Source organism: Phytohabitans rumicis (genome assembly GCF_011764445.1).
Classification (GTDB): domain Bacteria; phylum Actinomycetota; class Actinomycetes; order Mycobacteriales; family Micromonosporaceae; genus Phytohabitans; species Phytohabitans rumicis.
The window spans coordinates 4,762,384-4,785,501 of sequence record NZ_BLPG01000001.1; the positions used below are offsets into that span (position 1 = coordinate 4,762,384).

At 71.7% G+C, this 23,118-nt stretch carries 22 protein-coding genes and 1 pseudogene; 16 read left to right on the top strand and 7 right to left on the bottom strand.

The genetic code is table 11. The features are described 5' to 3' along the window. Positions 1-10: 10 nt before the first annotated feature. From Prum_RS21425 to Prum_RS21440, 4 genes are read left to right on the top strand one after another with little or no spacing between them, the layout of a single operon-like run. Positions 11-754, top strand: coding sequence for a methyltransferase domain-containing protein (locus Prum_RS21425; RefSeq protein WP_173078148.1), 744 nt, complete (start codon positions 11-13; stop codon positions 752-754). 12 nt (positions 755-766) lie between these two features. Further along, positions 767-1,936 (top strand): acyl-CoA dehydrogenase family protein, encoded by a 1,170-nt coding sequence (locus Prum_RS21430; RefSeq protein WP_173078149.1) that lies wholly within the window; start codon positions 767-769, stop codon positions 1,934-1,936. Further along, positions 1,930-2,982, top strand: a complete 1,053-nt coding sequence (locus tag Prum_RS21435; protein WP_173078150.1) for a type III polyketide synthase — start codon at positions 1,930-1,932, stop codon at positions 2,980-2,982. Before Prum_RS21430 ends, Prum_RS21435 begins: the two co-directional genes overlap by 7 nt. Before the next feature lie 40 nt (positions 2,983-3,022). Continuing rightward, positions 3,023-3,499: a DUF6023 family protein gene (locus tag Prum_RS21440; RefSeq protein WP_173078151.1), complete on the top strand. Its 477-nt coding sequence runs from the start codon at positions 3,023-3,025 to the stop codon at positions 3,497-3,499. Between the two features lie 8 nt (positions 3,500-3,507). Here the strand turns inward: Prum_RS21440 and Prum_RS21445 are convergent, their stop codons facing one another. Then, a complete protein-coding gene (locus Prum_RS21445; RefSeq protein ID WP_246278014.1) occupies positions 3,508-4,272 on the bottom strand; it encodes a hypothetical protein in 765 nt (254 codons plus the stop codon). A 297-nt stretch (positions 4,273-4,569) separates the two neighbouring features. On the opposite strand from Prum_RS21445, the gene Prum_RS21450 reads away from it, so the two are divergent. From Prum_RS21450 to Prum_RS21465, 4 genes and pseudogenes are all read left to right on the top strand, one after another. After that, positions 4,570-5,055 (top strand): CarD family transcriptional regulator, encoded by a 486-nt coding sequence (locus Prum_RS21450; RefSeq protein ID WP_173078152.1) that lies wholly within the window; start codon positions 4,570-4,572, stop codon positions 5,053-5,055. 44 nt (positions 5,056-5,099) lie between these two features. Then, positions 5,100-5,797: pseudogene (gene ispD / locus Prum_RS21455) on the top strand (2-C-methyl-D-erythritol 4-phosphate cytidylyltransferase). Next, positions 5,794-6,264 (top strand): 2-C-methyl-D-erythritol 2,4-cyclodiphosphate synthase, encoded by a 471-nt coding sequence (ispF, locus tag Prum_RS21460; RefSeq protein WP_173078153.1) that lies wholly within the window; start codon positions 5,794-5,796, stop codon positions 6,262-6,264. The pseudogene ispD and the gene ispF overlap by 4 nt, the downstream one beginning before the upstream one ends. A 14-nt stretch (positions 6,265-6,278) precedes the next feature. Beyond that, positions 6,279-7,283 (top strand): tetratricopeptide repeat protein, encoded by a 1,005-nt coding sequence (locus tag Prum_RS21465; protein WP_173078154.1) that lies wholly within the window; start codon positions 6,279-6,281, stop codon positions 7,281-7,283. A gap of 60 nt (positions 7,284-7,343) precedes the next feature. Here Prum_RS21465 and Prum_RS21470 read toward each other — a convergent pair whose 3' ends face one another. After that, positions 7,344-8,513 (bottom strand): homogentisate 1,2-dioxygenase, encoded by a 1,170-nt coding sequence (locus tag Prum_RS21470; protein WP_173078155.1) that lies wholly within the window; start codon positions 8,511-8,513, stop codon positions 7,344-7,346. Positions 8,514-8,610: 97 nt separating this feature from the next. On the opposite strand from Prum_RS21470, the gene Prum_RS21475 reads away from it, so the two are divergent. The 3 genes from Prum_RS21475 (at position 8,611) to Prum_RS21485 (ending at position 11,452) form a co-directional block, all read left to right on the top strand. Continuing rightward, the gene (locus Prum_RS21475; RefSeq protein WP_173078156.1) at positions 8,611-9,468 is read left to right on the top strand and encodes a hypothetical protein; all 858 of its coding nucleotides are present in this window, start codon (positions 8,611-8,613) and stop codon (positions 9,466-9,468) included. Positions 9,469-9,706: 238 nt separating this feature from the next. Continuing rightward, complete coding sequence (locus Prum_RS21480) at positions 9,707-10,183, top strand: SRPBCC family protein (RefSeq protein WP_173078157.1); 477 nt, start codon at positions 9,707-9,709, stop codon at positions 10,181-10,183. 111 nt (positions 10,184-10,294) lie between these two features. Further along, positions 10,295-11,452, top strand: coding sequence for an outer membrane protein assembly factor BamB family protein (locus tag Prum_RS21485; RefSeq protein WP_246278015.1), 1,158 nt, complete (start codon positions 10,295-10,297; stop codon positions 11,450-11,452). Positions 11,453-11,560: 108 nt separating this feature from the next. On the opposite strand, the gene Prum_RS21490 is transcribed toward Prum_RS21485, so the two are convergent. After that, entirely contained in the window at positions 11,561-11,770 is a 210-nt protein-coding gene (locus Prum_RS21490) for a DUF397 domain-containing protein (RefSeq protein ID WP_173078158.1), read from the bottom strand. Between the two features lie 25 nt (positions 11,771-11,795). Next, a complete protein-coding gene (locus Prum_RS21495) occupies positions 11,796-12,638 on the bottom strand; it encodes a helix-turn-helix domain-containing protein (protein ID WP_173083996.1) in 843 nt (280 codons plus the stop codon). A gap of 199 nt (positions 12,639-12,837) precedes the next feature. Here Prum_RS21495 and Prum_RS21500 point away from each other — a divergent pair, with 199 nt between their 5' ends. Continuing rightward, complete coding sequence (locus Prum_RS21500; protein ID WP_173078159.1) at positions 12,838-13,449, top strand: GNAT family N-acetyltransferase; 612 nt, start codon at positions 12,838-12,840, stop codon at positions 13,447-13,449. 132 nt (positions 13,450-13,581) lie between these two features. Here the strand turns inward: Prum_RS21500 and hisC are convergent, their stop codons facing one another. Genes hisC through Prum_RS21515 form a run of 3 tightly spaced genes read right to left on the bottom strand, consistent with a single transcriptional unit; the run spans position 13,582 to position 16,084 of the window. Continuing rightward, positions 13,582-14,661 (bottom strand): histidinol-phosphate transaminase, encoded by a 1,080-nt coding sequence (hisC, locus tag Prum_RS21505; protein WP_173078160.1) that lies wholly within the window; start codon positions 14,659-14,661, stop codon positions 13,582-13,584. Next, positions 14,658-15,572: an RDD family protein gene (locus tag Prum_RS21510; protein WP_173078161.1), complete on the bottom strand. Its 915-nt coding sequence runs from the start codon at positions 15,570-15,572 to the stop codon at positions 14,658-14,660. The genes hisC and Prum_RS21510 overlap by 4 nt, the downstream gene beginning before the upstream one ends. Continuing rightward, on the bottom strand, positions 15,569-16,084 hold the full coding sequence (locus Prum_RS21515) for an RDD family protein (RefSeq protein ID WP_173078162.1): 516 nt from the start codon (positions 16,082-16,084) through the stop codon (positions 15,569-15,571). Before Prum_RS21515 ends, Prum_RS21510 begins: the two co-directional genes overlap by 4 nt. A gap of 144 nt (positions 16,085-16,228) precedes the next feature. On the opposite strand from Prum_RS21515, the gene Prum_RS21520 reads away from it, so the two are divergent. The 4 genes from Prum_RS21520 to Prum_RS21535 all read left to right on the top strand — a co-directional run bounded on the left by Prum_RS21520 (position 16,229) and on the right by Prum_RS21535 (position 23,095). Continuing rightward, on the top strand, positions 16,229-16,765 hold the full coding sequence (locus Prum_RS21520; protein ID WP_173078163.1) for an Lrp/AsnC family transcriptional regulator: 537 nt from the start codon (positions 16,229-16,231) through the stop codon (positions 16,763-16,765). A 36-nt stretch (positions 16,766-16,801) separates the two neighbouring features. Then, positions 16,802-18,205, top strand: coding sequence for an outer membrane protein assembly factor BamB family protein (locus Prum_RS21525; protein ID WP_173078164.1), 1,404 nt, complete (start codon positions 16,802-16,804; stop codon positions 18,203-18,205). Positions 18,206-18,236: 31 nt separating this feature from the next. After that, positions 18,237-19,901, top strand: a complete 1,665-nt coding sequence (locus Prum_RS21530; RefSeq protein ID WP_173078165.1) for a fumarate hydratase — start codon at positions 18,237-18,239, stop codon at positions 19,899-19,901. Between the two features lie 173 nt (positions 19,902-20,074). Then, the gene (locus tag Prum_RS21535; RefSeq protein WP_173078166.1) at positions 20,075-23,095 is read left to right on the top strand and encodes an AfsR/SARP family transcriptional regulator; all 3,021 of its coding nucleotides are present in this window, start codon (positions 20,075-20,077) and stop codon (positions 23,093-23,095) included. Positions 23,096-23,118 lie beyond the last annotated feature (23 nt).

A 23,118-nucleotide genomic window follows, 5' to 3' on the forward strand; every position in this document is an offset into this window, starting at 1 on the left:
CGCTCACCTCATGCGCATCGCGCCGCGCACAACACCATCGCGCAACGATCCCCGGCAGTACGACGATCTTGCCGGGGAATGGTGGCGGCCCGACGGCGCCTTCGCGATGCTGCACTGGCTGGCCGAGGCTCGGGCTCGCCTGGTGCCACCGGCGCCGCGACCCGGCGCGGTCCTCGTCGACGTGGGCTGTGGCGGCGGGCTGCTCGCGCCTCACCTGCGCGGCAAGGGCTACCGGCACGTCGGGCTCGACCTCACCCGGTCCGCGCTGGAGCAAGCCGCCGCGCACGGCGTGGCCCCGGTCGGCGCGGACGCGGGCGCGCTCCCATTGGCCGACGGCTGCGCCGACGTCGTGGTGGCCGGCGAGATCCTGGAGCACGTGCCCGACCTGGCCGCCGCCGTCGGGGAGGTATGCCGGGTGCTCCGGCCGGGCGGCCTGCTCGTCCTCGACACCCTGAACTCCACCGCACTGAGCCGGCTGATCGCGGTGACGCTCGCCGAGCGCGTGCGCGGCGTACCGCGTGGCCTGCACGACCCGGCACTTTTTGTGGATCCGCGGGTACTAAGGCAGGAGTGCGCCCGGCACGGCGTGACGCTGCTGGTACGGGGCGTACGACCGGGCGTGCCGGGACTGGCCGCATGGTTGGCCGGTATCGGCCGCGGCGCGGGCCGGATCGTGCCGACCTGGTCGACGGCCGTCCTCTACCAGGGCCGCGGAGTGAAGCAGGCCGGGAGTGAAAGCCAGGGCGGGCGATGAAGGGGGCAAGGCATGGCGGTTGACGCGATAGGGGCCGCGCGGAGGTTAGCGCCGCGGCTGTCCGCGCGTGCGGCGCAGCATGATCGGGACAGCACGTTTCCGGTGGAGGACTTCGCGGATCTGCGCGGTGCGGGGCTCTTCGGCCTGATGGTGCCCCGGCGGCTGGGCGGCGTGGAGGCCGGGTTCGCCGAGTACGCCGCGATCGCGTACGAGCTGGCGCGGGGCAACGGGGCGACGGCGCTGGTCTTCAACATGCACGCGTCCGTCACCGGCGCGCTCAACGCGATCGACGAGGACGTCGCCGAGTCGCTGGGCGTACCCGATGAGGCCCTTGCCGCCCGCGACCGCCTGCTGGCCGAGGCGGCGGCCGGCTCCTGGTACGGCGTGGCGATGAGCGAGCGCGGCGCCGGCTCCCGGCTGTCCCAGCTCGCCACCACGTACGAGCAGGTGGACGGCGGCTACCACATCAAGGGGGCGAAGACGTTCTGCTCCGGGGCCGGGCACGCCGACGCGTACCTGGTGGCGGCCCGCAGCGTGGGCGACCAGTCGGTGGTCTCCCAGTTCCTGGTGCCGGCGACCCTGACCGGCCTGCAGGTCGAGCCCACCTGGGACGCGCTCGGCATGCGCGCCACCGCCTCGCACGACCTGCACCTGGACGTGACCGTGCCGGACGACACGCTGCTGGGCGGCGTCGAAGGGCTGGCGCTGGTGGTCGCTCAGCTCATGCCGCACTGGCTGATCGCCAGCTACGCCGCCGTGTACGTCGGGGTGGCGCAGGCGGCCGTCGACGCGGCGGTCGAGCACGTGACCAAGCGCGGGGTCGCCGAGCTGCCGTCGGTGCGTTCCCGGATCGGTCGTGCCGACGCGGCCGTGGCGGCGGCCCGCCTGGTCGTGGCGGAGGCGGCCCGGCGGGTCGACGAGGACCCCGGGGCGGCCGAGACCCACCGCTGGGTGTGGCGGGCCAAGCTGCTGGCCGGGACGACCGCCGCGGACGTGGCGGCGTCGATGCTGGAGGCGGCCGGCACCTCGGCCACCCGGCGCGGGCACCCGCTCGAACGCCTTTACCGCGACGCCCGATGCGGCTCGCTGCACCCGGCCACCTCGGACGTATGCGCGGACTGGCTCGGCGTGGCCGCGCTGGGCGGCGACCCTGATCGAGACGGGACCACGCCCCGATGGTAGGGATGCCGGTCGTCGCCGGGCTTGGCATCGCGATGCCCGCCCAGGCCCACCAGGACGACCTGTGGCGCGGGTTCTTCGCCGAGCACTACTCGGGGACGACCCGGGCGCTGGCTCAGCGGATCTTCGCCAACGCCGGCGTACGCACCCGGCACGCGGTCGCCAACCCGCTGGTCGAGGACGTCTCCGGCTGGCCGACCGAGCGGCGCATGCACCGGTACCTGGTCGAGGCGCTGCCGCTCGGCAAGGAGGCGGTGGACCGGGCGCTCACCGACGCCGGCATCTCCGCCGCCGACATCGGCCTCTTCGCGGTCTGCTCCTGCACCGGGTACGTGACGCCGGGGCTGGACATCCTGCTCGCCCGCGACATGGGGATGGCGGCGGACACCCAGCGGCTCTTCGTGGGGCACATGGGCTGCTACGCGGCGATGCCCGGACTGGGCGCCGCGGCGGACTTCGTGACCGCGCGCGGCCGTCCCGCGCTGCTGCTGTGCGCCGAGCTGACCAGCCTGCACCTGCAGCCGGCGTCGGCCCGCGTGGACACCCAGCAGATCGTGGCGCACGCGCTCTTCTCGGACGCCGCGGCCGCCGCCGTGGTCCTGCCCGGCAACGCCCGGGGGTACGCCGTCCGTGAGGTCGCCTCGGTCACCGACACATCGACGGCCGACCACATGACCTGGGACGTCACCGATCTGGGGTTCCGGATGGGGCTATCCCCACGGGTGCCACAGGTGCTGGCCCAGCACGTACGGCGGTTCATCGACGAGCTGCTGGCCCGGCATGGCCTCGTCCTGTCCGATGTGGACGGCTGGGCGGTGCACCCGGGCGGGCCGCGCATCCTCACCGTGGTCGAACGCGAACTGGCGCTGCCTCCCGGCGCGCTGGACGCGTCCCGGGAGACGCTGGCCGCGTACGGCAACTGCTCCTCGCCCACCGTGCTGCTGATCCTGGAGGCGCTGCGCCAGCGGCCCGAGCCACCGCGCTGGGTGATCACCCTCGCGTTCGGTCCCGGCCTGACCCTGTACGCCTCCCTCCTGGAACGCGTTTGAGCCCGTAGAGTGCGGGCGTGGACAACGGCGGGGCGGGCGGTTGAGCCTGGTCGTGCTGGCCGTCGGCGCGACCGTCGCCCTGGCCGCCGGCGGCGCGTGGTGGGTCGCCGCGGCACCCACGGTCACCGGCACGCCCAGGGCGTCCACGGCGCCGCCAATCGAGCCCGAGCCGGCGGTCGAGCAGCCGCTGGGCAACCCGGCAGACATGCTGCCGGAGTTCCCCAACACGCTGACCCGGCAAATCGACCGGCTCGACCCGGACGAGAGCTGGGTCCTGATGGTCGACACCGCGAAGGACGCCCGGTACCTGGTGCAGTACGTCTGCCTGGGCCCGGGCTCGCTGCGGATCCGGATCGAGGGCACCGCCAACGGCCAGGAGCTGTACGAGTTGGACTGCGGCGGCAGCTTCAGCGCCATCGAGGTCACGGCCGCCGGACCGAGCCTGACGGTGGACGTGGGGCGGCCGGGGCAGGGCGACGGAGCCGAGGTGGGCGTGCAGGTGCTCGGCCTGTCCTGAGCCGCTGGTCAGACCAGCCTGGCGAGGTCGGCCCGGATCTGCTCGATCGACGTGACCGCGGTCCGCATGGCGAGGATCTCGCCGGTGCGCGCCACCAGGACCACCGTGGCGACGCTGCCGGGGCCCTGGGTGCCGAGCTGGAGGTGGGTGCGGAGCCCACCGGCGGGGTCGGTGAGCGTACGCACGACCGGGGCGCCCGATCCGGGGGCGCGCGGCGTGTTGGCCCGTGGCGGGGGCGCGGTCGCCTTGGTCACGGTGACCACCGTGACGCCCGGGCGCGCGGCCGCGGCGGTGTCGGCGACCAGCCCGTCGCAGTCGCAACCGTCGGTGAGCAGCACGGCGGCCGGGAGGAGCCCGCGCAGGGCGACGGTGGCGCCGTCGACGTCGATGAGGTCCAGCGCCGGGAGCGTGTGGCTGGGCGACGGGCCGGCGGCCGTCTGCTGGACCGCCGGCGGCTGGCGCTGCCCGGGCCACGCGACGGCGAACAGGCTCGTCAGCGTGGCCAGGACGGCGACCGCCATGATCAGGAGGGGCACCCGCAGCGACGTCTCCGCTGCACCGGCCCGCGATGGCCACCCGAACAGCCGGCGCCAGCCGCTGCGGTTGACCTCCTTGCGGAGCTCGCGGCGGATGGCGGCGGACTCTTCGGCCAGCTCACGCGCGTCGTCCGGGATGACCACCGTGCCCCATTCCGGGGGCAGGTCGGGCACGCCCTCGGGGCGACCGCCGCCGTCCGGCGGCGTACCACCGTTGCCGTTGCCCATGGTTCCCATGCCTTCCCCTGTCTGCTCACCGGGAAGTCGATCGGGGTCTACCTTCAGAATCTCGCACCTGGCCCGGGGACCGCTAGGGGTGTCCGGTCCTTACGGGGCGTCCCGTATCGGGGTCCAGGGGTGGCGTCTGGGTAATTTATGGGTCACTCTGCGTGTCGAATCACGTATGGAATCCGCATGTCAAGCTGGAGAAAGACCTCTCACAGGGCCCCTGAGCTGCGCTAACGGTCATGGTCGGGGTGGGACATCGGTGCCTGAGCGTGTTACCCTAGACACAGCGAAAGGGGTTTCGAACCTATGGTTTTCAGTGTCGGCGAGACCGTTGTTTACCCCCACCACGGGGCCGCACTCATCGAGGCAATCGAGACTCGGGTCGTCAAGGGCGAGGAGAAGCAGTATCTCGTCCTCAGGGTCGCTCAGGGTGACCTGACGGTGCGGGTGCCCGCCGAGAACGCCGAGATCGTTGGCGTGCGTGAAGTGGTCGGTGAAGAGGGCCTGGGCAAGGTCTTCGACGTCCTCCGCGCTCCACACACCGAGGAGCCGACCAACTGGTCGCGGCGTTACAAGGCGAATCTGGAGAAGCTGGCCTCTGGTAACCCGTTGAAGGTGGCCGAGGTTGTTCGTGACCTGTGGCGGCGGGAGCGGGAGCGTGGCCTGTCGGCTGGCGAGAAGCGAATGCTCGCCAAGGCCCGCGACATTCTCGTCGGCGAGGTCGCCCTGGCGGAAAAGAGCACCAAGGACGAGGCGGAGATGCTCCTCGACAAGGTGCTCACCGAGGCCTGACGCTTCACCTGACCCGTTTACAACTCCTCAACGAGGACCGCGACGTGACCGCGCAGCTCAACCCGCGCGGTGACGTCGCGGTCCTCGTTCCTGCGGCGGGTGCCGGCGTACGGCTGGGCGCCGGCGGCCCGAAGGCTCTCCGCCTGCTCGGTGGGGAGCCGCTGCTCGTGCACGCCGTACGCCGGGTCGCCGCCGCGCGCAGCGTACGGACGATCGTGGTGGCCGCGCCGCCGCTCGACGTCGAGGCCGTGACCGCCCTGCTCGCCCCGTGGCTCCCGTGACCGTCGTGCCCGGTGGGGCCGACCGGCAGGAGTCGGTGGCGGCGGCCCTCGCGGCGGTGCCGGCCGGAGCAGAGATCATCCTGGTGCACGACGCCGCCCGTGCGCTCGCCCCGCCCGAACTGGTCGAATCGGTCGCCGCGGCGGTCCGTGCCGGAAACGACGCGGTGATCCCCGTTCTTCCCGTGGTCGACACCGTCAAGGAGATCGGCGCCGACGGCGTGGTCCTGGGCACGGTCGACCGCTCCGCGCTCCGCGCCGTACAGACTCCCCAGGGCTTCCGTCGGGCCGTCCTGGAGGCCGCCCACGCCGCCTCCAGCGACGCCCTCACCGACGACGCCGGCCTGGTGGAAAAGCAGGGCGTCCCGGTGGCCTGCGTGCCGGGCCACACCCACGCCCTGAAGATCACCACGCCGTTCGACCTCGTCGTGGCCGAGGCCCTGCTCTCGGGGCTCTCGCCATGATCCCAAGGGTGGGTATCGGCACCGACGTGCACGCGTTCGAGGCCGGGCGGGACTGCTGGGTCGCCGGGCTCCGCTGGCCCGGGGTCACCGGGCTGGCGGGCCACTCGGACGGCGACGTGGCCGCGCACGCCGCCTGCGACGCCCTGCTGTCCGCCGCCGGCCTCGGTGACCTCGGCGCGAACTACGGCACCGACCGTCCCGAGTGGGCGGGTGCCTCCGGGGTCGCCCTGCTCGCCGAGACCGCCCGCCGGGTACGCGCGGCCGGCTTCGAGGTCGGCAACGTGTCGATCCAGGTGGTGGGCGTACGGCCGAAGATCGGGCCGCGCCGGGACGAGGCCGAAAAGGCCCTCTCCGAGGCCGTAGGCGCCCCGGTGACGGTCTCCGGTACCACCACGGACGGTCTGGGTCTCACCGGCCGGGGCGAGGGGCTGGCGGGCCTCGCGGTGGCGCTGGTCTACCCCCGCTGACGTACGCTCGGCGGGTGCCCAGCGATGCGCCGTCGGACCGGGACGCCACCCCGGACAGCTACGTCCAGCGGGCCGAACTCCTCGCCGACCTGGGCCGCTACGACGAAGCCGCGGGCGAGCTCGACGACGCGCTCGCGCTCGACCCCGGGCACCCGGCCGCGTACGCGATGCTCGCCAACGTGCGCCTCGCCGCCGGGCAGCCGACCGACGCCCTGAGCGCCGCCGACGCGGCCGTCACCGCGGCGCCGGGTTCGGTGCCCGCTCTGGTCAGCCGCGCGATGGCCCTCGCCGACCTGCGCCGGCACGCCGAGGCGGCCCAGGTGGCGGACGAGATCCTGCGGCTGGGCCCAGCCGACCCGTACGCCCAGCGCAGCGCCGCCGCCATCCTCGCCGACTCGCGGAACGGGCAGGCGGCCCTCGACGCGGCCTGGCGGGCGGCTCAGCTCGCGCCGACCGAGCCGCTTTCGCACCTCGTACTCGCCCTGGTGGCCGGCGGGCTGGAGCTCTTCGACCTGGCCGAGCGGGCGTACCGGGAGGCGCTGCGGCTGGACCCGACGCTGGAGCAGGCGCGGGACGAGCCCGGCGTGGTGCGCATGGCCCGGCGGCGGTACGCCGGCGCCCTGGAGCGGCTGTCCGAGGGGGCGGTGTTCCGGCCGGCCCCCACGTTCGCGCCCGCGCCGGAGCCGGAGACCCGCCGGGTGGTCGACGCCGTACGCCGAGTGGTCCTCTTCGGCGCCGGGTACGGCCTGGTCGCGGCCGTGCTGGTGGCCTTCGTGGCGGCGGCCGGCGGCGCGGGGTCCCGCCTGCTCGCGGGCGTACTGGCGGTGGTCGGGCTGGCCGGCCTGGGCGTCATCGCGGTGCGGCTGCGGCGGACCATGGACAAGCGCCTGATGGCCGCGGTGCTCGCCCCGCCGGCGCTCATCCTGCTCTACGCGTTCACCGGCACGCCCTGGCCGCTCGTGCTGGCCATCGTCGCCGCGACGCTCGCCGAGCTGGCCGTGGTCCTGAGGAGGGAATAGGCTGCGTCCGCTGGCGCGGCCCTGCCCACGATGGTGGCGCGGGCGCGGCCGAAAAGCGGCTCAGCCGAGGCTGCGTCCCGCCCAGGTCCACGCGTATCCGGTGTCCTCACAGGACAGTGCCGGCTCGCACAGGTCCAGCGGCCGGAAGGTGTCCACCATCACCGCCAGCTCGTCGAAGTAGTCGACGCCGATCGCGCGTTCGGCCGCCCCGGGCTGCGGGCCGTGCGTGAACCCGGCCGGGTGCAGGGAGATCGAGCCCTGCTCGATGCCGGAGCCGCGCCGCGCCTCGTAGTTGCCGCCGGTGTAGAAGAGCATCTCGTCGGAGTCGACGTTGTGATGGTTGTACGGCACCGGGATCGCGAGCGGGTGGTAGTCCACCTTGCGCGGCACGAACGAGCAGATCACGAAGTTGGGCCCCTGGAACGTCTGGTGGGCCGGCGGCGGTTGGTGGATCCGCCCGGTGATCGGCTCGAAGTCGTGGATGGAGAACGCCCACGGGTAGAGGTGCCCGTCCCAGCCGACCACGTCGAACGGGTGGTTGGCGTATACGTAGCGGGTCCAGCCGCGACGGTGCTGGACGTACACCTCGACGTCGGAGTCCTCGACCACCAGCGGCCCGTCCGGCCCGCGGACGTCCCGCTCGCAGTACGGCGAGTGCTCCAGGAACTGCCCCCGAACCGAGAGGTAGCGCTTCGGTGGTCCAATGTGGCCGGTAGCCTCGATGGTGAGCAGGCGCAACCGGTCGCCGGTCGGCACGATGCGGTGGATCACCGATGTCGGGATGATCACGTAGTCGCCGGAGGCCACCTCCAGCGTCCCGAACGTCGACTCGATCCGCGCGGTGCCGGACTCGACGTACAGGCACTCGTCGCCGATCGCGTTGCGGTAGAGCGGCGAGGGCCGGTCCGTGACCACGTACGAGATGCGCACGTCGTCGTTGGCCAGCAGGTGCTGGCGGCCCAGCACCGGGTCGGCGCCGTTCGCGTCGAGCTTGTGGGTGCGCAGGTGGCGGGGCTTCAGCGGCCGGTTCGGCGCCCGCGTCCAGGCGGGCGGGTCGTACTCCTCGGCGGCCACGATCGCGGTCGGCAGGTGCCGGTGGTAGAGCAGCGACGAGTCGGAGGAGAAGCCCTCCTGGCCCATCAGCTCCTCGGCGAAGAGGCTGCCGTCCGGCTGCCGGAACTGCGTGTGTCGTTTTCGTGGGACCTCACCGACGCTGCGGTAGTAAGGCATGACCGCACCCTCCGTTATGTCCTGTTCACCGGCCGATAGTGTCCGTTAATCGGACGCTGTTGTCCGCTCCTTGTAGCGTCCATTAGGTTCTCTTCTCGTGTCAACCGGTCTCATCCCGGCGCTCTTCGCCGGCCTCGTCGACGACGCCGCGGTCTTCCCGCCGGGGAGCGCGCCGTTGCCCGAGGCCGTGGCCGGCCACCGGGAGCACCGGGCCGCCTGGTACGCCGACCTGATCGGGCCGCTCATCGTGCCCGCGTCGGCGCTGCCCGACCTCGGCCGCCTGCTGAAGCCCGACGAGCGGCTGGTGGCCGGCCTGATCGGCGACGGCGGCGTCGACGCCCTGCCGGCCGCCGTCGAGGGCGCCGACCCGCGCCTGGCCGTCCGCCAGATCGAGGTCGCCGTGGCCAAGCGCGGCGAAGATCCGCAGCCCGGCCTCCGCCGGCTGCTCACCCTCCTCGCCGGTTGGCCCTTCTTGCAGGGGTACGCCGAAGTACCGCTCACCTGGGGACTGCTGGCGGCTCTGGACACCCTCGCCGAGGCCCGAGCCGGCGGCCTGGCGGTCGCCGCCAAGTTCCGCACCGGCGGGCTGGCCGCCGAGCTCTTTCCCACCCCGGTCGAGCTGGCGGCCGTGATCTGCGCCTGCCGGGACCGCGGCCTGCCGTTCAAGCTCACCGCCGGGCTGCACCACGCCCTGCGGCACACCGACCCGGAGACCGGGTTCGTGCACCACGGCTTCCTCAACATCCTGGTCGGCACCGCGATCGCCGCAGACGGGGCCGAAGTGGCGGACGTGGCCGAGTTGCTCGCCGCCACCGACCCCGTACCCCTGCTCGATCCGGCCCGCACCCGCCGCGACCAGGAGCGTCCACTATGGAACGGCTTCGGCTCCTGCAGCGTGCTGGAACCCCTAACCGACCTGATCCGCCTAGGCTTGATCAACGGCGGCTTCTCCTGACGTGCGCCCTTGCGGCCCGTTCTGCGCGTCGATCAAGGCCCTCGCCGCGTCGATCAAGGGCATATGGTCGTGCTTTGATCTCCAAATCACGGCCGTTTGCCCTTGATCGACGGGTTTTTCCTTGATCGCCGGCCGGTGCGGACCTAAAATACGCTGCTGTCACGATCGCGTCACTGTCAGCAATATTGCGTGCCGCGGATGCGTTGCGGGCGTACCGTGGGCGACTGGGGGAGGCGCTATGTCCACGGTGGCGGTAACACGGTTGATCGATGCACCAGCGGTCCGGGTGTGGCGCGTCTTCACAGACCTGCCGGCCCGCGCCGACTGGCTCTCCACAGTGGATGCGATCGAGGTGGTCACCCCCGGTCCTTTCGGCGCCGGCACGGTGTGGCGGGAGACCCGCACGATGCCCGGTGACGTGCAGGTCACCGAGGAGTTCACCGTGCTGCGGTGCGATTCGCCGATCCGCTTCGTGGTCGCGTCGCCCGGGATCGGCGCCAACTACCGGATGACGTACACGTTCACGCCGGTCGAGGTCGGGCGGCACCGCGGCGGCACGGCGGTCACCGTCGTACAAGAGGGTGCGCCGTCCGCTCCCGGCGGACGCCTCCTCGTGCTGGTCTTCGGTGGCCTGGCGGCCCGCACGGTCGAGGGCGCCCTCCGGCAGGACCTGACCGACCTGGCCACCGCCGCGGCCCGGCCGGCTGCGGCCTAGGCAGGTAACCTGCCCCGCGTGGGGATGCGTACTGCGGGCTGGCCGCGCCTTGCCGCAGCCGGTGTGGCGGTCGCGGCCGCTGTCGCCGTTGGCGGTGTGATCGCTTATCGCGTGCTGGCACCCGCTGAGACCGTCACCGTCGCCACCACCGCCTACCCGGCCGCGCCGGCCGCCCAGCCGGGCGTGATCGGATCGTTGCCGGCGGCGCCGCTCATCGTCGACGGGCGGCTGCGGCTCTACGCCACCACCCGCCAGGTACGCGCCGACGGCCCGGTCGACGCCCGGACCCAGCGCACGCCGTACTGGTCGTACCGGCGGTGGCCGGAGGAACTGCTGGGCGTGGTCGCGGTGGGCACGACCGTGGTCAGCCGGTGGTCCGACGGCGAGCTTGTGGCGCTCGACGCCCGTACCGGGAAGGTGGTGTGGCGGGCCAAGGGCAAGCCGACCGCGAAGGCCGGGTACGACGGCGGGAGCACCGGCGCGGAGACCCTGTACGCCCCCGTGGGGCTCTACACGGCCGGTCCGAAGGTGATCGTCCGCGATGCCGGCTTCCTGCGCGCCCTCGACGCCGTCACCGGCCAGGAGGCATGGCGTACGGCGCTGCCGGGCTGCCGGACCGGTGGCTTCACCACGGCCGGCGGCCAGTACGTCGCGACGGACACCTGCGGGGGCACGCCGGCGCTGGAGTTCTACGACCTGGCGACCGGGCAGCGCACCGGTCGCTGGGAGCCGCCGGACGCCGGGCGCTCCCTGATCGTGGAGCCGCTCGGCTGCGCGACCGCGCACTCGGCCTGCACCGCGCTGCGTACCACCGGAGGCGGCGGATCGAAGGGCTGGCTGACACCGGAGGCGGCGGGTGGCCAGCCGGTCGCGGCGCCGGCCCTGGATCTGCCGGCCGCCGCGGTGGCGGGCGAGGTGGGCGTCGCCGTCCAGGGCGGCGCGGCGGTGGCCCGCGCCCTGCGTACGGGGGCGGAGATCTGGCGCTGGCGTGGCGACGGAACCGCCGAAGTGCTCGCGGTCCAACCCGGCGCGGTGCACCTGCTAACCAACGCGCGGGAGATTGTCACGCTCGATCCGTCAAACGGCGCGGAGAAGTCGAGATTCGTGCTGGCATACGGGCGGGAGCGGGTCAACTGGGTGCCCGGCCAGGTGCGCGCCGGAGATGGCTTCGTGGCAGTGGAACGGCTGATAGAGCCGGTGCCAGATGAAACGGATGATGCTGAAGAGACGTACTTCGGCGCGCTGCCGGTTATCCTCGCGCGAACGTAGAAGCTTTACCGACAGCAAGCAATCGGGGGCACCCAGTGAGGTGCCCCCGAAAAGCAAACTACGGCCCCCTAGGGATTGGAGAGCCGTTGCCGTTCAGCCGTTCAGTCGTCAGTCGCGGAGATCGAAGTCCCCGTTCTTCGCACCGTCGACGAACGTGCTCCACCCGGCCGGCGTGAACAACAGCACCGGTCCGCTCCGGTCTTTCGTGTCGCGTACCGCGACCGCGCGGTCGAGGATCGCAACCTCAACGCAGTTGCCGTTCCCGCTACTGCGCGTGCTCTTGAACCACGCTGCGCGGGTCAGGTCCAGGGCGGCCATTCCGCACCCCTTGTCCCTAGATTGATTACGGACGGTTGCGAGAAGCTTTGCGAATCCAGGCGACCGAGTCGTCGGGAGCGAGCGCCATTTTGCGCAGCCTCTCGTGGACGAGTGTATACCCGCGCACGTGATCCTGCTCTTCCAAGGCTTGGCCGTTTGTCAAATTCTCTAGATACACAACCGGCTCGTCGGCTGCGTCGGGAAAGCTTATGATCACGTAGGGTGTTGTCATCGCCGGGTGACCGCCAACCGAAAACGGCAGTACCTGAATAGTTACGTTAGGTAGCTCTCCGAGATCGGCAAGATGGTCCAGTTGGCGGCTCATCACCTGCGTTCCGCCCACTGAACGCAAGAGCACGGCTTCGTTGAGTACAACGGACAATTCGACTGGCGATTCGCGATGCAGCACCTCTTGGCGCCGGATGCGCGCCGCGACCTTGCGATCTAGATCCTCGTCCCCGGCGGTGAGGCGGTAAACGGCGCGCGCGTAATCCTCGGTCTGCATCAGGCCGGGAACCGTTTCGGCTTCATAAGTCCAAACGGCGGACGCCTCGGCCTCCAACCCGACGTAGAACTCGAACCATACGGGCAACACATCGCTGTAGTTCTGCCACCAGCCACGCTGCTGGGCTCCCCGGGCGATGTCGATGAGCGCTTCGGCGTCAGCCCCAGTCACCTGGTAGAGAGCGAGGGCGGCACGTACGTCACGCGGCTTGATCCCGATCTGCGCGTTCTCGATTCGGGACAGGTTGCTCTTGGACATATCGAGCTGGCGAGCCGCCTGCTCCAGGTTCATCCCGGTGCGCTCACGCAGGTGGCGAAGCTCGCGGGCGATGCGGCGGCGGCGAACTGTAGGGCTTCCAGACACGGCAGCGAGTTTCGCACCTCTATCCACGGCGCGCCACCAAGGTCGTTCTCAGTGAGAAACGGGAGTTGCATTGCAACTTTGTCCGGTGCATTCTGGTGTGGCTACCGGGTCCTTGAGCATCTGTCAACCAGGTCACTCCCGGTGTGCAAGTCGCTGCGTTCTGTTCTCGAAATCGAGCGCTCACCCCCGGAGTCGCCGCATGTCGTTGACCGCATCGGAGGCCAGATCCCGGATCGTGCGGGCCGACCACCGCGACGTCGACGACGTCGCCGAGCTGATCGCCGACGCATTCCAGTACCTGGGTATAGCCGTCTGGCTTGTGCCCGGTCGTCAGGACCGGCGTGCCGTGCTGCGCGACCACATCCGGATCTACGTCGAGCACGCCTTGACGTACGGAGAGGTGCACATGTCGGGCGACCGGTCGGGCGTGGCGGTGTGGTTTCTCCGCGACGGCCGGCCGCTGCCTCCACCGCCGGACTACGACCAGCGCCGAGCCCGAGCGTGCGGGCGGTGGACCGAGCGGTTCCAGGTGCTCGACCAGCTCATCACCGTCAACCGTCCGACCCGGCCGCACCACCGCCTGGCGTTCCTGGCCGTACTGCCGGGGCGCCAGGGCGAAGGGGTGGGCTCGGCCCTGCTGCGGCATCACCACGCCCAGCTGGACAGCATTGGGATCGCGGCGTACGTCGAGGCGACCAACCCGCCCAGCCGCGACCTGTACGCCCGGCATGGCTATCGGGCTGAGGAGTGGTTCGCCGTTCCCGATGGGACGCCCTTTTGGCCGATGTGGCGTGAGCCGGGGAGTGGCTGAGGTCCGGGTAGGGGTGGGCGGCTGCGTCGATCAAGGAATTCTGCGTCGATCAAGGGCAAACGGCCGTGGCTTGGAGATCAAAGCACGACCGTTTGCCCTTGATCGACGGACAAAGGGGGCGCAGCGCGCGGGCTAGGGCAGGGCGGATTCGGCGGCGGTTAGGAAGGCGTCGTTTTCCTGGGGGGTGCCTACGGTTACGCGGACGCCGTCGCCTTGGAAGGGGCGGACGATCACGCCGCGGGACTCGCAGGCGGTGCCGAACGCGGCCGCGCCGTCGCCGAGCGGCAGCCAGATGAAGTTGGCCTGGCTGTCCGGCACGTCCACGCCGAGCTTGCGCACCGACTCGGTGAGGCGGTCGCGTTCGGCGGTCACGAGCGCGCACCGGCGGCGTACCTCGTCTTCCTGCGCGAGCGCCGCGAGCGCCCCGGCCTGGGCGGCCGTGTTGGTCGAGAACGGCGTGATCACCTTGCGCACGGTGGCGGCCACCTCCGGCTGCGCGACCATGAAGCCGACCCGCAGGCCGGCCAGGCCCCACGCCTTGGACAGGGTGCGCAGCACCACCACGTTGGGGCGGTCGCGGTAGGTGCGCACCGCGTCGGGCACCTCGGCGTCGGTGACGAACTCCCGGTACGCCTCGTCGATCACGACCACCACGTCGTCGGGCACCGCGTCGAGGAAGCGGTCGAGGTCGGCGCGGCGTATCGACGTACCCGTGGGATTGTTGGGGTTGCAGACGATGACCACGCGGGTGCGATCGGTGATCGCGTCGGCCATCGCGGACAGGTCGTGGCCGTGGTCCGCGGTGTTGGGCACGCGGACGCTGGTCACGCCGGTGATGGCCGCGATGATCGGGTACGCCTCGAACGACCGCCACGAGTAGACGATCTCGTCGCCGGGCAGGCAGGTAGCTCGGGCGAGGTGCTCGCAGAGCGCGACCGACCCGCAGCCGGTGGCGATCCGGTCGGCCGGTATGTCGTGCCGGCGCGCGAGGGCCTCGCGGAGCGCCACCACGCCCATGTCCGGGTACCGGTGCACGCCGGCGACGGCCTCGGCGACGGCCTCCACGACGCCGGGCAGGGGGCCGTACGGCACCTCGTTGCTGGCCAGCTTGATCGCCTCGGCCAGCCCCAGCTCGCGGGCCACGTCGGCCGGGTTGCGGCCGGGCAGGTAGGTCGGCAGGGCGTCGAGGTCCGCGCGGGTCAACTTGGTCATGATTTACCTCCAGGTTCTTCCACCCGCGGTTCGCGGGGTACCTCGACGACCACCGTGGCTGCCGACTTGTCGTGCAGTGCCTGGTGCAGTGGCCGGTCGAAAAGCACGAACACGCAGTCCACGAACTGTAGGACGAAGCCGATACCGCAGCAGTACCACAGCAGCGTCGGCAGGCCGAGCGTGTTCCATCGGCGGACGGAGCGGCCGAAGCCGAGCCGGTCGGCGGTCTCCATGCGGACCACCTTGATTCGCATGATCCGTTTGCCGAGCGTCTGGCCGGTGTTGGCGGTGGCCGGCACCTCGTACGCGAACCACAGCGCGGTGGCGATCAGCATGATGGCGATCTGCAGGCCGTTCGCCTGGTCGCCGGCCTGGGGGAGGTTTTGCAGCAGCGGCTCGCCCTCCTGCGCGCGGCGGTTCAGCTCGCGGTAGAGCGGCGCGACCTCCTCGACGTACCGCCAGATGAACCAGCCGTTGACCACGAGGTTGAGCAGGAGCACCGCGCCGATGTCGATCAGCCGGGCGACCAGGCGCAGGCCGGTGGGGGCGAGGCGCATCCCGTGCGGCCGGGGTGGCGGGACCGGCGCGGTGTAGCCGTACGGCGGGTACGGGAAGCCGGGCGGCGGCGGTGGCAGGCGCGTACCCGGCGGCAGCGGTGCCATCTGCGGCCACGGCTGCGGGCTCGGCACGCCGTTCTGCGGGGTGGGCGGGGCCGGCGGCGTGGGCGGGTCGATCGGCGCAGGCGGCGGAACCACCGCTGGTGGCGGTGGCGGGGTTGGCTTCGGGGCCGGGGGCCCGGCGGGCGGCGTGGCGTCGGCGGGCAGCGGCTCGCCAACCCACCCATCGCCGTCCCAGTAGCGCTGGGTGGTCGGCTCGCCGGGGTCCTTGTACCAGCCAGGTGCGACGCTCACGCAGGAACCTTAACGACCACGGTCTTGGCGAACTTGTCGTGGAGGCACTGCTGGTGGGGCTTGTCCCACAGTTGCCACAGGCCGTCGACGTACAGGAAGCCGGGCAGGAACATCACCGCGACCCGGTCGACCAGCCAGCGCCGGGCCGCCATGCCCCGGTTGAGCGCTCCCGCCGGGTCCACCGGTGTGACCTTGATCTTCATGGCCCGCTTGCCGAGCGTCTGCCCGGACCGAAACATCATTTCGACCTCGTAGAGGTACGCCACGACCATGGTGGCGACGATGACCGCCAAGTCGATCAGCAGCAGCGGCACGAAGAACTCGAGGAAGTCCGGCGTGGCGGGCGTGCCGTCCGGCTGCACCTCGAACAGGTCGGGCCCGACCACCACGAAGAACACGACGCCCGCGGGGATGGCCAGGATGATCATTACGCCCGTGATGATGGCGTAGTCGATCAGGTAAGCCAGCAGGCGGTCGGTGAAGCTGGCCAGCGGCTGCCCGCCGGGGCTCAACGCGGGAGGCGGCGGAGGAGGGGGCGCGTACCACCCGGGGGGCGGAGGTGCGGTCCAGGGCGCAGGGGGTTGCGTCACGCGGACAGTGTTACAGGTTTCCCCAACGCGGCGCTGCCCGCTGTGCAGCCGGTAGGGTCATTCGCTATGACCGGTGGACAGACTGTCCAGCTCGATGAGCTTGATGGGCGCTTGGTGGAGCTCCTGACCGCCGAGCCCAGGATCGGTGTGCTGGAGTGCTCGCGGCGGCTGCGGGTGGCCCGGGGCACCGTACAGGCCCGCCTGGACAAGCTCGTGGAGCGGGGCGTCATCCTGGGCTTCGGGCCGGACATCGCGCCGGCCGCGATCGGCTTCGGGGTCACCTCGTTCGTCACGCTGGAGATCACCCAGCGGCAGGGGCACGATCCGGTCGCCGCGCACCTCGCGGAGATCCCCGAGGTGCTGGAGGCGCACACCATCACCGGCTCGGGCGACCTGCTGTGCCGGATCGTGGCCCGCTCGAACGCCGACCTCCAGCGGGTGATCGACCAGATCGTCGCGCACGAGGGCATCGTGCGCGCCTCGACGATCATCGCGTTGGCCGAGCAGATTCCGTACCGTACGCTGCCGCTGGTCCGGTCCGCTGCCTTGATCGCAGGGGGAAAGATCACCTCAAACCCCATCGACACGGGCGGATCGCGCTAGCGGGTTTCAATCCCGCGTGTCGCTACCGTGGGGCCGATGGCTAAGGGGACGGCCAATGGCAGGGCGGGGTGGGTCGTGGCCGCCCTCATTGTGCTGGTCATCCTGGTCAGCACCAACACGTGGAATCCGTTCCCGGGCCTCTGGGACTGGGTGAACACCAGCCAGCCCCTCTCCGCCCCGAAGGTCTCCTGGCAGCAGCGCCTCGGTGGCAGCCCGAAGAGCGTGGTGATGGCCGGCAACGCCATCATGGTCGAGCACCGCACCTCGGTCGAGGGCCGCAGCCTCACCACCGGCATCCGGCTCTGGGAGACGAAAAAGGACTGGGGCGCCGTCGCGGGCGAGGGCAACGACGCGGTCGTCGTCGTGGGTGATCTGCTGAAAAAGGGGTACGAGGTACTCGACCCGGTCTCCGGGACGGTGCGCCGGACGGACGAGGACGCGGTGGCCGTCTGGACGTACCGCAACGCGCTGCTCGACGTGCGCTGCGGCGGCGCCAAGGACTGCACCCTGACCGCCTGGGAGCCGCGCGGCTCCAGTCCGATGTGGACGGTTGACCTGCCGGGCGTCGGGTTCGTGCTCTTCGCCGACAACCCGGATCTGCTCGACGCCAAGCCGCTCACCGCGCGCCGGGTCGCCGGTGACGCCGCCGGGCCGGCGCTGATGCCGTCGCTGCTCGGCTTTCCGGTCGACGGTCGGGTGCGCGTGGTCGACACCGCCGCCGGCCGCGCCGTGCAGGACTTCGACCCCGGGCGCCGCGACCGGTACGTGGTGGTGGGCGGCCGGGTGCTGCGCGTAGAGGCCCGCTCCGCGGACGGCAGCTGCTACTTCACGGTCACCGCCACCGATCCGGCCGCCGAGAAGGAGGTGTGGCGGCACGAGGCGCTCAACCTCCGTACGGCCGACGGCGCCGGGTGCACGCAGCGGGACGACCCGGCCGGCGGGCAGAACGTCATCGTCGCCGTGGCCGCAGACGGGAGCGAGGTGGTCGTCGACACGTACGACGGGCGGGTGTTGTGGATCGGCAAACAGGGGGAGAAGCTGCTCGCCGTCGACGACCGGTACGCGCTGGTGCGCCCGTCGGGTGGCAAGGTGGTCACCGCGTACGAGTTCGGGGTCAAGAAGGCGCGCTGGAGCTTCGAGTCCGAGGACAAGAAGGTGCAGGCCGTGATCACCCGGTTCGCCGCTGTCGTCGTACCCGAAGAACCTGATCGGATCGTGGCTCTTGCGCCGGCCAACGGCAAGAAGCTGGCCGACCTCCGGTCGTCCGCGAAGGTCTGGGCCATCGGAGCCGGCGGCATGATCATCGGTGAGGGCCGGGAGATCGGGTACGTCCCGTTCGCCGGCTCCGGGGCGACGCCGGCGCCCACGTCGGGTGGTTCGACCACCGATTCCTCGCTCTGCGACGGGCCCAAGGAGCCGCAGTGCAACGCGGACAAGTGACCCGCGTCAAAGGGAGCTAGGCTTTCCGCTCATGAGCGCGGCCGCCTTCTCGTTTTCTCCGTTACTGCCGACCGGTGCCGACCTGACCGAGTATCGGCTGGTCAGCGACGAAGGTGTCGATGTGGTGCACGGTCCGGGCGGGCGGCGCTTCCTGACCGTCGAGCCGTCCGTGCTGACCATGCTCACCGCGGAGGCCATGCATGACATTGCGCACTATCTGCGCCCGGCGCACCTGACCCAGCTGCGGTCGATCATCGATGACCCGGCCGCGTCGCCGAACGACCGGTTCGTCGCGCTCGACCTGCTGCGCAACGCGAACATCGCGGCGGGCGGGGTGCTGCCCATGTGCCAGGACACGGGCACCGCGATCGTCATGGGCAAGCGCGGCCGGCACGTGCTCACCGACGGCACGGACGAGGAGGCCATCGCCCGCGGCGTGTACGAGGCGTACACCCGGCTCAACCTGCGGTACTCCCAGCTCGCCCCGCTGACCACGTGGGAGGAGCGCAACACCGGCTCCAACCTGCCCGCGCAGATCGAGCTGTACGCCGAGGACCCGGGCGGGCAGCCCGACGCGTACAAGTTCCTCTTCATGGCCAAGGGCGGCGGCTCGGCCAACAAGTCGTACCTCTACCAGGAGACCAAGGCGCTGCTGAACCCGACACGGATGATGCAGTTCCTGGAGGAGAAGCTGCGGCTGATCGGCACGGCCGCGTGCCCGCCGTACCACCTCGCCGTCGTGATCGGCGGCACCTCCGGGGAGTACGCGCTGAAGGCCGCCAAGCTCGCGTCCGCGAAGTACCTCGACGGGCTGCCGACCGAGGGCTCGATGCTGGCGCACGGCTTCCGCGACGTGCAGCTGGAGGCCGAGGTGCTGGAGCTGACCCGGCAGTTCGGCATCGGTGCGCAGTTCGGCGGGCGCTACTTCTGCCACGACGTACGGGTGATCCGCCTGCCCCGGCACGGCGCCTCCTGCCCGGTGGCGATCGCGGTGTCCTGCTCGGCGGACCGCCAGGCGCTGGCCAAGGTGACCCCGTCCGGCGTGTGGCTGGAACGGCTGGAGACCGACCCGGCGCGCTACCTGCCCGATGTGACGGAGGCGCAGCTCGAGACGGAAGAGGTCGTCCGCGTCGACCTCAACCGGCCGATGGACGAGATCCGCGCCGAGCTGTCCAAGTACCCCGTCAAGACCCGACTCTCGCTGACCGGGCCGCTCGTCGTCGCCCGCGACATCGCGCACGCGAAGATCGCCGAGCGGCTCGACGCGGGCGAGCCGATGCCGGCGTACCTGCGCGACCACGCCATCTACTACGCCGGGCCGGCCAAGACCCCCGAGGGGTACGCGTCGGGTTCGTTCGGCCCCACGACGGCCGGCCGGATGGACGCGTACGTGGCGAAGTTCCAGGCGGCCGGCGGGTCGCACGTGATGCTGGCGAAGGGCAACCGGTCGCGCGGCGTCACCGAGTCCTGCCACCAGCACGGCGGCTTCTACCTCGGCTCGATCGGCGGCCCGGCCGCACGTCTTGCCCAGGACTGCATCAAGCACGTCGAGGTCCTGGAGTACCCGGAGCTCGGCATGGAAGCCATCTGGAAGATCGAGGTCGAGGACTTCCCTGCCTTCATCGTGGTTGACGACAAGGGCAACGACTTCTTCGCGGAGGTGACAAAGCCCGTGCTGACCGTTGGTCGGCGTTGAGGCTCAAACGGTCGCTTGCGGTTAGTCAGGCGACCGCCCCCGTCATGAGCCCGCACGGACCCCGTCACCTGGTTCCCGCACGTCCATCGTGACGGTGGGGGCTCTCAATCCGCTCCCATCTCGCTCTCGCCTTCGGACACCGCCTCTAGCCGGACAGGGATAGATTTCAAGAGATGCGGTTCGGGATCCTGGGGCCACTGCGTGTGGGCGGCGCCGACGACGCCACGGTCACCGCGGGACGGGACCGCGTGGTACTCGCGATGCTGCTGCTCAACGCGGGCCGGGTGGTGCCCGTCGACCGCCTGCTCGACGCGATGTGGGACGGCGCGCCGCCCACCACCGCGCGCGGCCAGCTGCAGAGCTGCGTGTCCCGGCTGCGCCGGGCGCTCGCCACCGCCAGCGGCGACGAGGTCATCCTCACGGACCCCGCCGGGTACGCCGTCCGGGTCGGCCCCGACGACCTGGACTCGCTCGTCTTCAGCCAGCTGACCACCGCGGCCCGGGCCGCCGCCGAGTCGGAACGCGCCGACGAGGCCCGTGAGCAGTTCCGGGCGGCGCTGGGGCTGTGGCGCGGGCCCGCGCTCGCCGGGATCTCCAGCCGAGCCGTCCAGCGCGGCGCGGCGGCCCTGGACGAGCAGCACACCGTCGCGATCGAGGAGTGCATCGACGTCGAGCTGCGCCTCGGCCGCGAGCGCGAGCTGCTCGGCGAGCTGACCGACCTGGTGGAGCGGTATCCGCTGCGGGAGCGGCTGCGGGCCCAGCTCATGCTCGCCCTCTACCGGGCCGGTCGGCAGGCCGACGCGCTGGCCGTCTACCGGCAGGCCCGCGAGGCGCTCGCCGACGAGCTGGGCATCGAGCCAGGTCTGGCCCTGCGCGAGATGCACCAGCGGATCCTGGTCGGCGACGTCGGATCGCCGGTGGAGGACCGCCACCAGCACCCGCCCGCGCGCTGCCTGCCCCGGGCCGCGGCCGACTTCACCGGCCGCGGCGAGGTGGTGGCCCGACTGGTGAACGCCGTCGAGCGAGCCGATCTTGGTGGACCGGTCATCCAGCTCATCGACGGGATGGCCGGCAGCGGCAAGACCACGCTCGCCGTACACGTGGCGTCCCTGCTGGCCGCCCGCTACCCGGACGCGCAGCTCTTCGTCGACCTGCACGGATCCAGCGAGCGGCGCCCACTGGATCCGGCCGCCGCGCTCGTCACCCTGCTGCGCCAGCTCGGCGTGCCGAGCGAGCGGATCCCGGCCGAGCCGGACGACCGGGTCGCGCTGTGGCGGACCGAGCTGGCGGCCCGGCGCGTACTCGTGGTGCTGGACAACGCCGCGAGCACCGCGCAGGTCAGCCCGCTGCTGCCCGCCGCGCCCGGCTGCCTGGCGCTGGTGACCAGCCGGCGCCGGCTGGTCGGCCTGGACGGCGTACACCCCGAGCCGCTGCCCGTGCTGGCCGAGGCGGAAGCGGTGGAGCTGCTGGCCAAGGTCGCCGGCCCGGAGCGGATCGCCGCCGAGCCGGCCGCCGCCGTCGACGTCGTGCGCCGCTGCGGCTACCTGCCCCTGGCGATCCGGCTGGCGGGCGCCCGGCTGGCCCACCGGCGCGGCTGGCAGGTGGCCGACCTTGCCGGGCGGCTGCGGAACGAGCGCCCGGTGCTCCCCGAGCTGGCCGCCGAGGATCGGACGGTGGCGAGCGCGTTCGCGTTGTCGTACCGGCAGCTGCCCGAGCCCGCGCAGCGGCTGTTTCGGCTGCTCGGGCTGTATCCGGGGGTGCGGTTCGACGCCCGCGGTGCGGCGGCGCTCGCCGACCTGCCGCTGCCCGACGCCCAGGACCAGCTCGACGAGCTGGTCGACCGGCACCTGGTGGAGGAGCCGGAGGCCGGCCGATTCCGCCTGCACGACCTCATGCGCGAGTACGCCCGGGAGCTGGTCACCACGACGGAGCCGGAAGCGGCGCGCCAGGCCGCGGTCGGCCGGGTGCTCGACTGGTACCTGCACGCGGTGGTCGCGGCCAGCGCGGAGGTGGAGAAGGGCGCCCTGCACAGCACGCTCAGCCTGAGCCAGCCGCTGCGCCCCGATCTGATCACCGAGAACGGCGACGCCGGGGCGGCCTGGCTGGAGGACGAGCGGCTCAACCTCGCGCCGTTCGTCCGGCGCGCGGTGCAGACCGGCCACCACGAGTACGCCTGGAAGCTGGCCCGGGCGACGTGGCGGTTCCTCTTCATCGGCTGCTACAACGACGACCTCCTCGCGACCCACCGCGACGGCCTGAAGGCGGCCCAGCGTGCCGGCGACGAGGCGGCGGTCGCGACCATGCACAACTACCTGGGCTCGGTGTACTTCCGGGCCGGCCGCTACCTGGACGCGATCGAGCACGTGGAGTCCGCGCTGAAGCTGCGCGAGCGGCTGGGGCATGAGCGCGAGGCGGCCATCTGCCGGGGCAACCTCGGCGTACTGCTGATCCAACTCGGCCGGCTGTCCGAGGCCGTCGACTGCTCCCAGCAGGCGCTCGCCACCTGGCGCCGGCTGGCCAACGACCGGGGGATCTCGGCCGCGCTCGCCGACCTCGGCGTGATGTTCATGTTCCTGGGCCGCTACGAAGAGGCCCTCGACCTGCACCGACGGCACCTCCTGCTCTCCTGCGAACGGGGGCTGGACTTCCAGGTGGGCATCGCGCTCGGCCACATCGCCCAGGTACGGCTGCGGCTCGGTCAGCACGCCACGGCGCGGCGCCTGCTGAAGGCCGCGGCCAAGGTCAAGCGGCGCACCGGCAACCGGTACGGCGAGGGCGAGGTGCTCAACGACCTCGGCGTGGCGTACCGGATGGATGGCGACCTCGTCGCGGCCGAGCGGCACCACCGCCAGGCGCTGACGATCATGCGGCAGATCGGCGAGCGGCGCGGCGAGTCCCTCGTGCGCAACGACCTGGGGCTGACCCTCGCCGCGGCGGGACACCGGTCCGCCGCGATCGAGCAGCACGGCCAGGCGCTCGCCATCGCCGAGCAGATCAAGCACCGGTACGAGGAGGCGCGCGCCCTCGACGGGCTGGCCGGCCGGGTCGCCCCGACCGATCCGGTGCAGGCCCGCAAGCATTGGGAGCGCGCCCTGACGATCTGCCGTGAGCTGGGCGTACCGGAGGCCGCGGCGGTGGCTCGCCGCCTTGTTGAGCTGGACGCATCCGCATCTGCGGCAGGATGGACACCGTGACTGAGCAGGCATGGCGCGTAGAA